This is a genomic window from Streptomyces colwelliae (assembly GCF_048158785.1).
Taxonomy (GTDB): domain Bacteria; phylum Actinomycetota; class Actinomycetes; order Streptomycetales; family Streptomycetaceae; genus Streptomyces.
The window spans coordinates 1-13,585 of record NZ_JBLTJC010000284.1; the positions used below are offsets into that span (position 1 = coordinate 1).

16 protein-coding genes are annotated in these 13,585 nt (G+C 69.2%); 10 read left to right on the forward strand and 6 right to left on the reverse strand.

Annotated features, from left to right (window positions below):
- The 3 genes from ACNFOC_RS39195 to ACNFOC_RS39205 all read left to right on the forward strand — a co-directional run.
- The coding region (locus ACNFOC_RS39195; RefSeq protein WP_416963778.1) for a helix-turn-helix transcriptional regulator at positions 1 to 861 on the forward strand (861 nt) is incomplete at its 5' end.
- Between the two features lie 78 nt (positions 862 to 939).
- The gene (locus tag ACNFOC_RS39200; RefSeq protein WP_416963793.1) at positions 940 to 1,461 is read left to right on the forward strand and encodes a DUF4240 domain-containing protein; all 522 of its coding nucleotides are present in this window, start codon (positions 940 to 942) and stop codon (positions 1,459 to 1,461) included.
- A gap of 75 nt (positions 1,462 to 1,536) precedes the next feature.
- On the forward strand, positions 1,537 to 2,064 hold the full coding sequence (locus ACNFOC_RS39205; RefSeq protein WP_416963779.1) for a carboxymuconolactone decarboxylase family protein: 528 nt from the start codon (positions 1,537 to 1,539) through the stop codon (positions 2,062 to 2,064).
- Between the two features lie 113 nt (positions 2,065 to 2,177).
- Here ACNFOC_RS39205 and ACNFOC_RS39210 read toward each other — a convergent pair whose 3' ends face one another.
- A complete protein-coding gene (locus ACNFOC_RS39210; RefSeq protein ID WP_416963780.1) occupies positions 2,178 to 2,408 on the reverse strand; it encodes a hypothetical protein in 231 nt (76 codons plus the stop codon).
- Positions 2,409 to 2,547: 139 nt separating this feature from the next.
- Here ACNFOC_RS39210 and ACNFOC_RS39215 point away from each other — a divergent pair, with 139 nt between their 5' ends.
- Positions 2,548 to 2,883, forward strand: a complete 336-nt coding sequence (locus ACNFOC_RS39215; protein ID WP_416963781.1) for a hypothetical protein — start codon at positions 2,548 to 2,550, stop codon at positions 2,881 to 2,883.
- Here ACNFOC_RS39215 and ACNFOC_RS39220 read toward each other — a convergent pair.
- Positions 2,826 to 3,761 carry a hypothetical protein gene (locus tag ACNFOC_RS39220; protein WP_416963782.1) on the reverse strand — a complete coding sequence of 312 codons (936 nt, stop codon included), beginning with the start codon at positions 3,759 to 3,761 and terminating at the stop codon, positions 2,826 to 2,828. The genes ACNFOC_RS39215 and ACNFOC_RS39220 overlap by 58 nt on opposite strands.
- Before the next feature lie 604 nt (positions 3,762 to 4,365).
- Between ACNFOC_RS39220 and ACNFOC_RS39225 the strand changes: the two genes are divergently transcribed.
- Positions 4,366 to 5,619 (forward strand): hypothetical protein, encoded by a 1,254-nt coding sequence (locus ACNFOC_RS39225; RefSeq protein WP_416963783.1) that lies wholly within the window; start codon positions 4,366 to 4,368, stop codon positions 5,617 to 5,619.
- Between the two features lie 65 nt (positions 5,620 to 5,684).
- Positions 5,685 to 7,103, forward strand: coding sequence for an ATP-binding protein (locus ACNFOC_RS39230; protein ID WP_416963784.1), 1,419 nt, complete (start codon positions 5,685 to 5,687; stop codon positions 7,101 to 7,103).
- A gap of 1 nt (position 7,104) precedes the next feature.
- Here the strand turns inward: ACNFOC_RS39230 and ACNFOC_RS39235 are convergent, their stop codons facing one another.
- Together ACNFOC_RS39235 and ACNFOC_RS39240 are read right to left on the reverse strand one after the other, a co-directional pair.
- Complete coding sequence (locus ACNFOC_RS39235; protein WP_416963785.1) at positions 7,105 to 7,293, reverse strand: DUF397 domain-containing protein; 189 nt, start codon at positions 7,291 to 7,293, stop codon at positions 7,105 to 7,107.
- Entirely contained in the window at positions 7,290 to 8,102 is an 813-nt protein-coding gene (locus ACNFOC_RS39240) for a helix-turn-helix domain-containing protein (protein WP_416963786.1), read from the reverse strand. The genes ACNFOC_RS39235 and ACNFOC_RS39240 overlap by 4 nt, the downstream gene beginning before the upstream one ends.
- 83 nt (positions 8,103 to 8,185) lie before the next feature.
- On the opposite strand from ACNFOC_RS39240, the gene ACNFOC_RS39245 reads away from it, so the two are divergent.
- Both ACNFOC_RS39245 and ACNFOC_RS39250 read left to right on the forward strand, forming a co-directional pair.
- Entirely contained in the window at positions 8,186 to 8,593 is a 408-nt protein-coding gene (locus ACNFOC_RS39245) for an ATP-binding protein (RefSeq protein ID WP_416963787.1), read from the forward strand.
- A gap of 56 nt (positions 8,594 to 8,649) precedes the next feature.
- A complete protein-coding gene (locus ACNFOC_RS39250; RefSeq protein ID WP_416963788.1) occupies positions 8,650 to 9,780 on the forward strand; it encodes a lipid II:glycine glycyltransferase FemX in 1,131 nt (376 codons plus the stop codon).
- A 59-nt stretch (positions 9,781 to 9,839) separates the two neighbouring features.
- Here the strand turns inward: ACNFOC_RS39250 and ACNFOC_RS39255 are convergent, their stop codons facing one another.
- On the reverse strand, positions 9,840 to 10,670 hold the full coding sequence (locus tag ACNFOC_RS39255) for a peptidoglycan recognition protein family protein (protein WP_416963789.1): 831 nt from the start codon (positions 10,668 to 10,670) through the stop codon (positions 9,840 to 9,842).
- 199 nt (positions 10,671 to 10,869) lie between these two features.
- Between ACNFOC_RS39255 and ACNFOC_RS39260 the strand changes: the two genes are divergently transcribed.
- Positions 10,870 to 12,054 carry a MarP family serine protease gene (locus tag ACNFOC_RS39260; RefSeq protein ID WP_416963790.1) on the forward strand — a complete coding sequence of 395 codons (1,185 nt, stop codon included), beginning with the start codon at positions 10,870 to 10,872 and terminating at the stop codon, positions 12,052 to 12,054.
- 36 nt (positions 12,055 to 12,090) lie between these two features.
- On the opposite strand, the gene ACNFOC_RS39265 is transcribed toward ACNFOC_RS39260, so the two are convergent.
- Positions 12,091 to 12,579 carry a GNAT family N-acetyltransferase gene (locus tag ACNFOC_RS39265; RefSeq protein WP_416963791.1) on the reverse strand — a complete coding sequence of 163 codons (489 nt, stop codon included), beginning with the start codon at positions 12,577 to 12,579 and terminating at the stop codon, positions 12,091 to 12,093.
- 73 nt (positions 12,580 to 12,652) lie between these two features.
- Here ACNFOC_RS39265 and ACNFOC_RS39270 point away from each other — a divergent pair, with 73 nt between their 5' ends.
- Positions 12,653 to 13,549, forward strand: a complete 897-nt coding sequence (locus ACNFOC_RS39270) for a TIGR01777 family oxidoreductase (protein WP_416963792.1) — start codon at positions 12,653 to 12,655, stop codon at positions 13,547 to 13,549.
- Positions 13,550 to 13,585 lie beyond the last annotated feature (36 nt).

Sequence of the window (13,585 nt, forward strand, 5' to 3'; positions counted from 1 at the left end):
GTCCCGGTGTACGCGGACCGGGGGCGGGCCGGCGGGTATCGGCTGGTCGGTGGGTACCGGACCCGGCTGACCGGGCTGGCCCGTAGCGAGGCCGAGGCGCTGTTCCTGAGTGGGGTGCCGGGGGCGTTGCGCGAGATGGGGTTGGAGGACGCGGCCTCGGCGGCCCGGCTGAAGGTGTCGGCGGCGCTGTTGCCCTCCCTGTCGGATGCCTCACGGGCGGCGGCTCAGCGGTTTCATCTCGACGCACCCGGTTGGTTCGCCGAGCCCAAGACACCCGAACTGCTTCCCGCCGTAGCGGACGCCGTGTGGGACGACCGGAGGCTGGTCGCGCGGTACCGGCGCGGTGACTCCGACGTCGAAGTCGAAGTCGAACGGGAGCTGGAGCCGTACGGGCTCGTCCTCAAGGCGGGTGTCTGGTATCTGTGCGCGCGGGTCGCCGACCACGATTCCTCACCGGTGTATCGGGTGTACCGCATCGAGCGGTTCACGGCGGTGAATGCGGGCGCCGAGCGCTTCGTACGGGACGAGGACTTCGATCTGCCCGCGTTCTGGGAGGAGCGGGCGGAGCAGTTCGCGCGGTCGATCCTGCGGGCGGAGGTCGTGGTGCGGCTGTCGGCGGACGGGGTGCGGAGGCTGCCGTACGCCGTCGATCCGGCCGCCGCGCGGGAGGCGCTGGAGGTCGCGGCCGAGCCGGACGACGACGGGTGGGTGCGCGTGACCCTGCCGGTGGAGTCCGAGGAGGTGGCCCACGGCCAGCTCGCGGGGCTCGGCCCGGACGTGGAGGTACTGGCGCCGGAGGGCCTGCGGGCGCGCTTCAAGGACGACGCGCTACGGCTGGCCGCGCTCTACCGCCGCCCATAACGATCTGCCCCGCTCCAGGTGACAATCCGCTGCACTCCACGTGCGCACCACCACTCCAGGACCGATGCTTGACCCGTGATGGACGAGACGGAGTTCTGGGAGTTGGTGGACGCCACCCGCGAGGCCGCCGAGGGCGACCCCGAGGAGCAGGCCGACCTGCTCGTCGACCGGCTGCTGCTGCTGGACCCGGAGCTGGTCCTGGACTTCGCCCGGCATTTCGAGGCCCGTTACAACCGCGCGTACACCTGGGATCTGTGGGGTGCCGCGTGGGTGCTGCTCGACGGGGCGAGCGACGACGCGTTCGACTTCTTCCGGTGCTGGCTGATCGGTCAGGGCCGTGAGGTGTACGAGGGGGCCGTGCACGACCCGGACTCGCTGGCCGACCTCATCGACGACTTCGACGACGAGATCGACGGCGACGGGGAGGAACTGGGGTACGCGGCGGACGAGGCGTACGAGCAGCTGACCGGTGCCGTCGCGCCCGACCTGGGGATTCCGCCGGCGCCCGCCGAACCGTTGGGCGCACCGCTCAACCTGGAGAGCGAGACCGTGCTGGCGGAACGGTTCCCGAAGCTGCGCGAGAGGTTCCGGCAGGACTGACGGGGGTACTGCGATGGGTGCCCGCCCCTGGGTCGAGTCGATCGGCTCGACCGACCGGATCCCAGTGAGGTCACCGTGGCTGCCATACCGTACCCAGAGCGTTCCGCCGAGGCCGTGGACGCGCTTCCCACCCCGTTGAACGCGTTCCGCATGCTCTCCCACGCCCCGGACATGCCGGGTCCGGCGATCGAGCTGGGCATGGCCGTGCTCGGGTCGTCGATACCGGTACGGCTGCGCGAGCTGGTGGTGATGTCGGTGGCGGCGCACACGGACTGCGCCTACGAGATCGTCCAGCACCGCCCGATAGCGGTGCACGCGGGGCTCACCCTCGACCAGTTGGCGGCGGTGGTCGAACTCCGGCGGGAGGACGGCGAGTTCGACGAGGTCGAGTCGGCGCTGCTGACGGCGACGGAGGAGCTGCTGACCCGGCACACGCTCACGGACACCACGTTGGGCACCCTGCGCAAGCATCTGACCGACCGTCAACTGGTCGAGCTGATCACGACGGTCGGGTACTACACGATGCTGGCCGGCCTCATGAACGGCCTCAACGTGGACATCGATCCGGCGGGCGAGAAGTACCTGGGCCTGGGCCGGAGTTAGGGCCTGTCCTTCTGCCCCGCCGTCCCGTGACGGTGTGTCAACTCCCGTGTCACAGAGGCGTCCTGGGCGGCTCAGGAGCTGGTCGCCACGCGGTGACGACTGCGGGCAGCTGCCTACGCGGCCGTCCGGCGGCGGTTCGTGTCCGTCGAGATGTAGGCCTGTGTCTGGTCGGCGCGCACCGCGTGGTGCATCGGGGCGGCGTTGGCCTGGTCGAGCGCGGAGGCCGTGACGGCGGCCGGGCCGAGGATCACGGTCGCGACCGCGCAGACCACCGCCCAGGGGCCGCGGGCGGACTTGGACCAACCGGCCGACTTCTCCGTGGTGTTGGTGTGACTGCTGTTCATTTTCCCCACCTCCAGTCAGTGCGTGTGCATGACGATAGGGAGCTTGTCTCGGGGGATCCGGTGAGTTGCCTGCGAGAAACCTGTGAGCACCGGTCGAGGCCGATCGAAGCCCATCGAGGGGTCGGATATCTTCACCGGCATGGAGCCACTCGCGTGCGACCACAAGGTCTTCGAGCATGACCGCGTCCATATGCGGGTCGATCACGGCATCTTCGAGCTGTTCCGGCGGAATCGCGTCATCAGCTCCTACCGGGCCCCGTTGAGGTGGCTGAAGGTGCGGGCCGAGGCACGCAAGGGTGGCTTGACCCGGCTGCACTTCGGCAACATCGAGGACCTCGACGAACCGATCTACGCGAGCACGACGAGTTCCAGGCACGGCCTTGTCACCGTCGAGATCCAGACCACCGACGAGCCGCTCTACCGCGCGTTCTTCACGGAACTGGCCCAGCTGTCCGACCGCCCGATCGCCTCATGACACACCCCTGACAACGCGGCCCTCACCAGGGCGATCCCGTTGAGCGACACGGGAGTTGGAGCCGGTTCCGAAGATGCCGGGCCCAGTCCCGCGCAGCGACGGCAGATGCCGGTGTGGACCCCTCGCGGCAACGGGTCGCGGCACTCGCCGCACTCCGCCAGGGTCTCAACTCGCTTCCGTGGAGCGGTGATTGCCGGAGTCCGGGCTTCCAGGCGGTACGCGACGAAGGCGGCCGGGGAGCGGACGGGGTAGGGCAGGTCGGCGGTGAGGGCCTGGCGCAGGTCGGCCTCCGTCGCCCCGCGCGCCTGCCAGCGGGCGACGAGGGGCACGAGCCGTTCGATCTCGCCGACGCCGAGGCGCAGGGCGGGGGTGCGGTCACCGAGGCGGGCCAGGAAGTTCGCGGCGCCGGTCTCCAACTCGCCTGACGGCACGGGTGGGTTGGGGGTGTTTTCCTCGGTGTTATCGCCCAAGGGGTATGCGCCGACGGCCGGGTCCGCCCCTGCCCCGACCGGCGGGTCCTGGTCACTCGGATCAGGAGAGGGACGTACGGTCCCGAACGCGGCGGCGATCTCGTCCGTCGTCGTCAACGCCACGTTGGACACGAGAACTTGGGTGGACCACTGGCCGGTCTCGGGGTGCTGGCTGCGCCGGGTGTGGAGGTAGCCCTCTTCTTCCAGTTGCCGCCGGGCCTTGCGGACGGCTAGTCGGCCTTCCGGCATCTTCTCGCCGATGGACTGCACGGTCTCCCTCGATCCCTCAGGGAGGGACAGCGCCCACTGGAGGAGTCGAACGGCGGTCCCGTTGAGACGGGGATGCCGGATGATCTCGTTCGGGGTCTGGGAGAAGAAACGGGCAGGCGGGATAGCATGCTTCAGCATCGCGGTGGACCTCTGATCCACTAGTCGGTGTAGGCCCTCAGATTGGTGTTGGCGCACCGCTGAGGGCCGCTCCGTGTTGGCACACGGAGGGTGAGGACGTGACTACTTTAGCGCCGACTTTGCGGCCAAGTTTACGAAAGCCGTCCATTCGTCCAGGAAGCCTGGCTCTTCACGAACGAGGGCTCACGGGGGTATCCCATAGGGGCTTCCATGGGCCAGAGGGCAGTTGTAGCGAGGAGCGGCCCTGCAGTCGCGGTGACCGTGGATGGCCCGCCGCACTCGGTGAAGCCGTCCATCACGACGGCCTCGACGCCATCGCGCCACGCATCCGAACGGTGACGAGGCCGAGCAAGCTCGCCAAGACGGAGAAGTTGGTCGAAGCAGGGCAGGCAAAGCCCGCCGTCGAGGTAGCGTCAGGCAAGTTGAGGGCTTCTGGATGCGGCCTGCGGGAACCCCCACCGCAGGAGTTCTCGACTCCTACCGGCCCAACAACGCGCTGACCTTTACCTCGATCCCCACCGTCGGAAGGCCTCGACCCGCGCCCGGCAATCACTGCGCACACTCTGACCACCCCAGCTGCGAGAAGCCACTTCAGGAACGGGCGATGGACAACGAGATTCAGCTGATCAGTGACGGTGATGGGCTGGCGGCCATCGGGGCTGCCACGGGTGTCGAATGCTTCCTCGCCTCGGAAGGACTGTCGTCGAAGGACCTCGGACTGCAACGGCTCACGTCCGTCGTCGGTACCGGTGCTGTAGTCGCGCAGGCAGGTTCGGAGATTGCCGCCGAATCCGGTCGCTGGGTGAAGCTGACTTCCGAGTCGGCCTCGCTCGTCAAGAAGTATGGGCTGAGGGAAAGCTCGAAGACAGGTCTCAGCACAGGCGTGGTGAAGAGACCCAAGGGCCAGGTCAGGGGATTCGTCGAATTCGTCAAGGCGCCCCGATCGCTTCTGACCAACCCCGCGATTCTTGCAGGTGCTGCGGGGATCATGGCGCAGATTGCGATGCAACAGACCATGAACGAGATCACCGACTATCTCGCCACGATCGACGAGAAGGTCGACGACGTGCTGCGTGCCCAGAAGGACTCCGTGTTGGCCCGCGTGATCGGAGTGGGCTTCGTCATCGAGGAAGCCATGACCATCCGCGGCAAGCGGGGCAGGGTCGACGAGGTTACGTGGTCGAAGGTGCAGGCCGTGCCGGCGACGATCGCAGAGACTCAGGCGTACGCATTGCGTCAACTCGACGCGCTCGCGGAGAAGATGGAACGCAAGACCAAGATCGGCGATCTCGCCACGACGGCCAACCAAGCCGGCTCCATTGTTCGGGAGTGGCTCGCCGTTCTGGCTCGCTGCTTCCAACTGCAGGACGCGATCGCCGTGCTCGAACTCGACCGGGTGTTGGACGCGTCTCCAGAGGAGCTGAACGGGCATCGCCTCGGACTGAAGGCCGCCCGGCAGGCCCGGCTGGATCACATCTCGCGGAGCACCGGGCTCCTGGTGGCCAGGATGCACACGGCTGCGGGCACGGCCAACGCGAAGGTGTTGCTGCACCCGACCAAGTCCCCGGCCGTAGTTCAGTCGAGCAACCATGTCGCAATCGTCGTCCATGACTTCCACGGGCGGCTCGGGATTGAGTCTGGCCGTCAGTCATCCGAGGCGAGACGGTGGATGCACGCGGCTGTGGAGGCTAGGGACAGGGCGATCGGGACAGGAGCAAAGGGCGTCGATGTCGCCAGAAGCCTCGGCAGCGATACCTTCGACCGGGCCAACTCGGTAAAGGGCAAGCTCTCCAGCGGGATCACCGAGCGAGCCCGCCGTCGGCGCGGGGACGAGGCGGAGCGGGACAAAGAAGGCTGAGCCATTGACCTAACAGCAAAGTTACTAACATGAATGTCAGTAACTTTGCTGTTAGGTTCAGCGCTATGGGCAACTTCGTAGGCCGGGCACGCGAGCTCGAAACCCTGGACCGTGAGCTGGGCAAGGTGACTGCCGGGGTCGGCGGCGAGCGGCCGGGGCGGTGCGTGATGCTGCGGGGGCGCCGTCGCGTGGGTAAGTCCCGGCTGGTCGAGCGCTTCGCCGAGCGGTCCGGTGCGCCGTTCCTCTTCTACGCCGCCACGGGAGCGTCGCCACACGTCGATCTTGAGCGGTTCGCCCAGGACGCGCAGTCCTCGAATCTGCCCCTCGCCGGCTTGCTCGCCTCGGCCCGCCCCGCAAACTGGGATGCCGCCCTCGACGTACTGGCGGCGGCTCTCCCGCACGACCGGCCCAGCGTGGTGGTCATGGACGAGGTGCCGTATCTGATGGACGCGGACGGCGCGTTCGAGGGCATGCTGCAACGGGCCTGGGACAGGGTGCTGGAGACCAAGCCGGTTCTGCTGATCCTCATCGGTTCTGACCTGTCGATGATGGAGGCGTTGGACAGCTACGGCCGTCCGTTCCACCAGCGAGGCCGGGAAATGGTGCTGGGGCCGCTCAATCCGGCGGAGGTGGGTGCGATGCTGGGCCTGGACGCGGCCGAGGCGTTCGACGCGGCCCTCGTCACCGGCGGACTGCCCCTGATCTGCGCGGAATGGCCGCATGGCGCCGGGCTGTGGGACTTCCTGTCGGCAGCCCTCAGCGATCCCGTCTCGGCGCTGCTGGTCTCGGCGGAGCGTTCGCTGGCCGCCGAGTTCCCCCAGCAGCTGCAGGCGCGCGCCGTCCTCTCCGCGATCGGCAGCGGCGAGCGGACCTTCACCAACATCGCCCGTGCGGCCGGCGGGATCAGTGCGACCCCCCTCAACAGATCACTGGGGATCCTCACGGACAAGAGGGTGATCGCAGCCGACCTCCCCCTCTCCACGCGCCCCTCCAAGGACCGTCGCTACCGGATCGCCGACCCCTATCTCCGCTTCTGGCTGCAGTTGCTCGGCCCCGCGATGGAGGAGATCGAGCGGGGCAGGGGTGACCTGACGTTGCGACGTGTCCGGGACAACTGGACCAGTTGGCGGGGCCGGGCCGTCGAGCCCCTGGTACGCGAGGCACTGGCCCGCCTGCTGCCGGACGCAGGCCTTCCGGCAGCGCCCGCCATCGGTGCCTACTGGACCCGTACCAACGATGTCGAGATCGACATCGTCGGAGCCGACCGGGCGCCCATCGCCAAGGAGTTGCTGTTCGTCGGCTCGGTGAAGTGGTTGGAGAACTCGCCGTTCGACCGCCACGATCTCGCTGCGCTGCACCACCATCGAGCCGCCCTTGCGCACGATCTGGTCCCGGTGGTCGCGGTGTCCCGCAGCGGAACGGCCTGCACGGGACTCGACGCGGCCTACGGCCCGGCGGACCTGCTCACGGCGTGGTCCTCCTGAGTCACACCTCGGTGGCGAAGCCCACGAATGCCGCCCACTCGTCCGACGAAAACGCCAGCGTGGGACCGGACTTGGCCTTTGAGTCACGGATGTGGACCGTGGGGTGGGCTGGTTCCAGGGCGACTTCGAGGCATTCGCCGCCCGCGCTGCCGCTGTAGCTCGACTTGAACCATTTCAGATCGGCGGTCATAGCTCCCCTGCCATCTGCTCGATCACTTTCACGGAGTCGCTCGGCGTGAGCGCCTGCGTCCGGATCATGCCATAGCGCTGCTGGAACTCGCTTACCTCTTCACGGTTGTCGATCACGCGACTCGTGCCCTGTACTTCGAGGTACGTCACCCACTGCCGTTCCTTCGTCTCCAGCAGCGTGAAAGGGCCGTCGAGACCAGCGTGGCCCTCGTACCGCGTCGGCATGACCTGGATCGACACGTTCCTCATCTCCGAGAGGTCGAGCAACCGCTCCAACTGGCCCTTGGCCACAGCCGGTCCGCCCATCGGGCGTCGCAGTACCCATTCCTCGATGACCAGCGCGAGGGAGACAGCAGGCAGGCGCGTCAGCAGCTTCTGCCGTGCCAGCCGCGCCTCCAACAAGCGCTCAAGCTCCTCGTCGTCCAGCATGGGGCAGTACTCACCGAGCACGGCATGCGCGTACGCCTCCGTCTGAACCAAGCCGTGCACCACATGCGTGTTGAACGTCCAGACGCTGACCGCCTCAGCCTCCAGATCCGCGTACTCCCCGAACCAAGTCGGATGCGGACTCCGATCCAAATGCTCCGCCGCCGCTTCGATCGCCACCCTCTGTTGAAGGAACTCCGCCGACTTCGCCACGAACCGGGCACTCGGCATCCGTTCACCCCGCTCCACCATGGCCACCTGCGACGCCGAATACCCGACATACACGCCCAGTTGCTCACGCGTACTGCCCTGCGCGGCCCGCAACGCCCGCACCACCGCCCCGAACATCTTCATGCTCGACGAGCCCTCGACACCGTCCTGCACAGCGAGCCCCCCTACCCGCACACTCCCTTGTGTGCCTCCGAAAGTCCTGTTCAGGCTAGCCACATATAACCCACCGTGAGGGCATGCACACGCAATCGCCCCCCGAAGTGGTCCTCCAACTCCTCGCGGAACCAGAGGGGTTCGCCGCCGCGCGGCAAGCCGTCCGCGAGCAGCTCACCGCCTGGGGGTATCCCGAACTCGCCGACGCGGCGACGCTCTGCGCGACCGAGATGCTGGCCAACGTCCACCGCCACGTGAAGTCCCCGGAGTGCGAACTACGCCTCCGCACCCTCCCAGAAGGCGGGGTTCGGGTGGCCGTCGCCGACCGTTCGCCCGAACTGCCCGTCTGGTACACCGAACCCGACTGGGATACGGAGAGCGGACGGGGCATCTTCCTGATCGCGTCCGTGGCGAGCCAGTGGGGCGTCACGCCCAGACAGGGCCGCCGGGGCAAACAGGTATGGGCGGAGTTCACAGCAGCGAAGTCTTGACCCGCCCGGTGAACCCCGGCTTACGGTGGCCGCCGCCGAACAGGAGCGTCGCGCCCATGACCAGCCCGTACGTGAAGGGGATCACCCGCGAGGAACACCTCGCCCATCTCCGGCTGCACCCGGACGCGAGCCATCTCCAGATCCCCGAGTGGGCCGACGTGAAGCCCGACTGGGCGGCGGAGAGCGTCGGTTGGTTCGAGGGGGAGGCGCTGACCGCCGTAGCGCTCGTGCTGTACCGGGCGTTCCCCGGCACCGGTCGCTTTCTCGCCTACCTGCCCGACGGGCCCGCGATCGACTGGCACAGCCAGCGCCCGGAACGGTACCTGGACCCCCTGATCGCGCACTTGGAGAAGGAGGGCGCGTTCTCGGTCCGCATCGGCCCGCCGCTCGTGGTCCGGCACTGGGACGCGGCCACCGTCGCGGCGGGCGTCGCCGACCCCTCCGTACGGCATCTGCGGGATCTGCCCACGGACGGCATCGACGGCTACGCGCTGGACGCGGCGGAGCGGCTCAGGCGCCTCGGGTGGCGGCGGTGCAAGGAGGAGGACGGGAGCGGGTTCGGGCTCGGGCAGCCGCGTTACGGGTGTCAAATCCCCCTGGCCGGGCGGTCGGTGAACGAACTGCGCGCCGCGCTCTCCCCCAACTGGCTGCGGTCGCTACAGACAGCCGAAGCCGGCGGGGTCGGGGTCTTCTGGGGTTCGGCGGACGATCTGCCCGCGTTCCATCGCCTGTACCGGGCGACGGCCGAGCGCGACGGCTTCAAGCCCCGCCCCCTGGACTACTTCCGGCGCATGTGGCAGGCGCTCAACGCCGAGGAGTCCGACCGGCTGCGGATCTATCTCGCCGAGTACGACGACGAGGTGCTGTCCTCCGCCCTGATGATCAGCACCGGCCCCCGCGTCTGGCACTCGTACCCCGCGTCCGGCCGCCGCGGCCGCGAACTCCGGCCCAGCAGCCTCCTGTTGTGGCGCATGCTCTGCGAGGCCCTGGACTCGGGCGCCGACACCTACGACCTCCGCTCCATCACCCCGTCCCTGGTCGCCGAGGACCGCCTGGTGGGCCGCCTCCTCTTCAAAACCGGCGCAGGCGGCCAAGCAGTGGAGTACCTGGGCGAATGGGAACGCCCGGTGGGAACCCAAGGGAGGGTCCTGCAACGGGCGTTGGGGATCTATCTCGCCCGCAGGTAGACGCCCCTTAGGGGCGCGGGGAACTGCGCGACCAGCCCCCGCAGACCCGCACCCAACACTCAACGCCCCTGCAACCGCGCCGCCAACTCCCGAACCTCCGGAAGCCGCGCCAACAACGCCGCCCCCGGACAACTCGTCATGTACCCGTCCTTGTGCCCCGCAAGGGCAGGCAGGACCGCCGTCGTACCGCTGGCGTACCGACTGAGGCTGTTGCTGGACACCAGGCGCACCTTCACACGCGGATCGACATCAGCGAGCCCCAGCTTCCACGCGGCCAACGCGGCAATCGCATCGGTCATCACCTTCGGCACCGGCATCCCCGCCGTGAACGTACCGATCGCGGCGATCCCCACGGTGCGGTGGTTGAACCCCTGGGTGTGGGCCCCGGTGACGGCCCGGTCGACACCCCCCGCCCGCCCCTCGTAGATCGTCCCGCAGTGATCGACGAGGAAGTTGTACCCGATGTCGTCCCAGTCCCGGACCCCGGTCTGCCCCGCGTACAGGTACCGGATGATGCGGGGCGCGTCCGCGCAGTCGTACCCGTTCGGCGAGTCCGTGTGGTGGACGAAGACGGCGACGACCTTGTCGTCGTAGCGCGGCGGCGGCTGCGCGTGCCGGGAGAGGGCGTCCAGCCAGGCCGAGCGCGGGACGATGCGCGGCTTGGCGGCGAGGTGCCGGACCGCGACGGGGCGGGCCGCGACCGGCGCGTGTACGGCGGCCGTGGCCTCGCGTCCGATGCCGTTCGCGCACAGGGCGAGGACCAGGACGGCGGCGAGACCGGGCAGACAGGCCAGCACGACGACGGCCGAGCGGGGTATCCGCCGTAGGCGGGGTATTCGTCCCCGCAGCCGTCGCGTTCGTGCACCCGGCGTTCTTCTCAGGACACGCATGGTCACACTCTCGGCCGGAAACGCTCCGTCCGCGATGTGTGCTGTGCCACCCGGTGGAACCATCGTCCTGGTCCGGCACGTTTCTGGGGGTACACGCACGCGTGGTCGGTTCCCGGGGACCACGCGCGCGTGACCGACGCGGGACTGATCACTGGACCCGTTCCTCGCGTACTAAGGGTTCCGAGAGAAAGGCGGCTCCGTGGACCTGCTCGACCTGCTGTTGTTGCTGGTGATCCTCGCCTACGCGGCGTCGGGGTACCGGCGCGGCCTCGTCGCCGGATGTGTGTCGCTCGCCGGGTTCGTGGGCGGTGCGGTCATCGGCGTGTGGGTGCTGCCGTGGGTGATGGACCTGGTGACTCCGGGGACGACGACGGCGACGGTGACCGCCGTGCTCACCGTGCTGGCCCCGGCGGTGATCGGGCACGAACTGGCGGGGCGGCTCGCGCTGAAGCTGCGCAAGGAGCTGGACCAGGGGCCGCTGCGGGTGGCCGACGGGATCGGCGGGGCCGCGGCGAACTCGGTGGCGGTGATGATCGTCGCGTGGGTGGCCGCGAGCGTGCTGGGCGCGTCCTCGTCGGCGACGGTCACGACGGCGATCCAGGACTCGACGCTGCTGGGCAGCGTGCAGAAGCTGATGCCGGACACGACACCGACGTGGTTCTCGCGGGCCACCTCCGCGCTCACCGAGGCGGGCTTCCCGCAGGTCTTCAACCCGTTCGAGAACGAGTCGACGGCCGAGGTCGCCAAGCCCACCGGCGACAGCGTGACGGCCGCCGCGACGAACGCCTCCAAGCGGAGCACGGTCAAGATCGAGGGCTCCTCGGGCACCCAGGGCCGCGAGGGCAGCGGCTTCGTGTTCGCCCCGCAGCACGTGATGACCAACGCGCACGTGGTGGCGGGCATCGACGACCCGACCGTCCGCATCGGCGGGGTCGGGCGGTCGTACGAGGCACGGGTGGTCCTCTTCGACCCGCAGAAGGACGTCGCCGTGCTGTACGTGCCGGGGCTGTCCGCGCCCGTGCTGAGCTTCGACGACAACGCGGCGCGCGGCGACTCGGCCGTGGTGGCCGGCTATCCGCAGGACGGCGACCTGAACCTCCAGGCCGCGACCGTCGCCAACCGCGTGAACGCGACGGGCCAGAACATCTACAACGACGGGACGGTCACCCGCGAGATCTACTCGATCCGCTCCACGGTCCGCCCCGGCAACTCCGGCGGCCCGCTCCTGACGACCGGCGGCAAGGTCTACGGCGTGGTCTTCGCCCGCTCCACCTCGGACGACGAGACGGGGTACGTGCTGACGGCCGACGAGGTCTCCGGGGACGCACAACGCGCGGCGACCGCGACGGCCCAGGTGGACACGGGCGACCTGGTCACGTCGTAGATCAAGTCCTGCCTCAGTCGTGGATCAAGTCCTACGTCAGAGGGCGCGGCCCATGAGGACGTCGTCGACGTACTTCCCGTCGAGCAGGAACTCCTCGGGCAGTACGCCCTCGACGGCGAAGCCCTCGGCCTCGTAGAGCTTCCGGGCCGGGGTGTTGTGCCCGAGCACGCGCAGGGTGAGCCGGCGGGCGCCCCGGCGCCGTGCCTCCTCGACGGCGGCCCGCACCAGCGCCCGGCCGACCCCGTGCCCCCGCGCCTCGTCGGCGACGGCGAGCCCCTGGATCTGCCGGACGTGCGCGTTGCAGGCCAGTTCGGTGGAAAAGGCCAGCCGGATGTACCCGACGATCCGCCGGTCCAGCTCGGCGACCAGATGATCCCCGGCCGCGTGCCGAGCGTCGAAGAAGGGGGCGTACGGCGGCTGCGGCAGCGGCACGACCGCGTGCAGGCGGGACCAGGTGGCGCGGTCCAGTGCGCCCAGTTCCTCGTCGTCGTCGGGCAGGGCGATGCGTATGTTCGGCTCGGACATGTGGGCCAGGGTACGGCGGGGACGGCGCGGTCCTCATGGGGGTTTTATGGATCAAGGAGGCAGGATGGGAGCCATGGAACGCTCGCGAATCGCGGTGACCGGCGCCTCCGGTCTCATCGGCAGCGCACTGGTCCGGTCCCTGACCGCGGACGGGCACGAGGTGGTGCGCCTGGTGCGCCGCGGCGCCCGGAGCGCGGACGAGGTGTGCTGGGACCCCGAGGGGCAGTACGTCGACGCGGCCGGGCTCGACGGGTGCGACGCCGTGGTCAACCTCGCCGGTGCCGGGGTCGGCGACCACCGCTGGACCGACGCCTACAAGAAGACGGTCCGCGACAGCCGCGTGCTCGGCACGGCGGCCCTCGCGGAGGCCGTGGCCGCCCTGGACCGGCCGCCGCGGGTATGGGTGAACGGCAGCGCGATCGGCTTCTACGGCGAGACGGGCGACCGTGCCGTGGACGAGTCGGCGCCTCCCGGGGACGGCTTCCTGCCCTCGCTGTGCACGGAGTGGGAGGAGGCGACGGCGCCCGTGCAGGAGGCGGGCGTACGGACGGTGTTCGCGCGGACCGGGCTGGTCGTGGCGCGCGAGGGCGGGGCGTGGGCCAAGCTGTTCCCCCTCTACAAGGCGGGCCTGGGTGGGCGGTTCGGGAACGGGCGGCAGTACTGGTCGTTCGTCGCGCTGCACGACGAGGTGGCGGCGATCCGGCATCTCATCGACACGGACGGCCTGTCCGGCCCCTTCAACCTCACCGCGCCGAACCCGCGGACGAACCGTGAGATCTCGGCAGCGATGGGGCGCGTGATGCACCGCCCGTCGCTCTTCACGGTGCCGGCGCCCGCGCTGAAGCTGGTGCTCGGTGAGATGTCGGGGGATGTGCTCGGGAGCCAACGGGTGCTGCCGAAGCGGCTGTTGGAGTCGGGGTTCACGTTCGCGTTCCCGGAGATCGAGGGGGCGATCCGGGCGGCGCTGTGAGCGTCTGAAGCCTGAGCGTTCCGGGCGGCGCTGTGA

What these genes read in the sequence shown, in the direction of transcription:
- ACNFOC_RS39200 (WP_416963793.1), top strand. Translation starts at nt 940, where the DNA reads ATGGACGAGACGGAGTTCTGGGAGTTGGTGGACGCCACCCGCGAGGCC.
- ACNFOC_RS39210 (WP_416963780.1), bottom strand. Translation starts at nt 2,408, where the DNA reads ATGAACAGCAGTCACACCAACACCACGGAGAAGTCGGCCGGTTGGTCC.
- ACNFOC_RS39215 (WP_416963781.1), top strand. Translation starts at nt 2,548, where the DNA reads ATGGAGCCACTCGCGTGCGACCACAAGGTCTTCGAGCATGACCGCGTC.
- ACNFOC_RS39220 (WP_416963782.1), bottom strand. Translation starts at nt 3,761, where the DNA reads ATGCTGAAGCATGCTATCCCGCCTGCCCGTTTCTTCTCCCAGACCCCG.
- ACNFOC_RS39225 (WP_416963783.1), top strand. Translation starts at nt 4,366, where the DNA reads ATGGACAACGAGATTCAGCTGATCAGTGACGGTGATGGGCTGGCGGCC.
- ACNFOC_RS39230 (WP_416963784.1), top strand. Translation starts at nt 5,685, where the DNA reads ATGGGCAACTTCGTAGGCCGGGCACGCGAGCTCGAAACCCTGGACCGT.
- ACNFOC_RS39235 (WP_416963785.1), bottom strand. Translation starts at nt 7,293, where the DNA reads ATGACCGCCGATCTGAAATGGTTCAAGTCGAGCTACAGCGGCAGCGCG.
- ACNFOC_RS39245 (WP_416963787.1), top strand. Translation starts at nt 8,186, where the DNA reads ATGCACACGCAATCGCCCCCCGAAGTGGTCCTCCAACTCCTCGCGGAA.
- ACNFOC_RS39250 (WP_416963788.1), top strand. Translation starts at nt 8,650, where the DNA reads ATGACCAGCCCGTACGTGAAGGGGATCACCCGCGAGGAACACCTCGCC.
- ACNFOC_RS39255 (WP_416963789.1), bottom strand. Translation starts at nt 10,670, where the DNA reads ATGCGTGTCCTGAGAAGAACGCCGGGTGCACGAACGCGACGGCTGCGG.
- ACNFOC_RS39265 (WP_416963791.1), bottom strand. Translation starts at nt 12,579, where the DNA reads ATGTCCGAGCCGAACATACGCATCGCCCTGCCCGACGACGACGAGGAA.
- ACNFOC_RS39270 (WP_416963792.1), top strand. Translation starts at nt 12,653, where the DNA reads ATGGAACGCTCGCGAATCGCGGTGACCGGCGCCTCCGGTCTCATCGGC.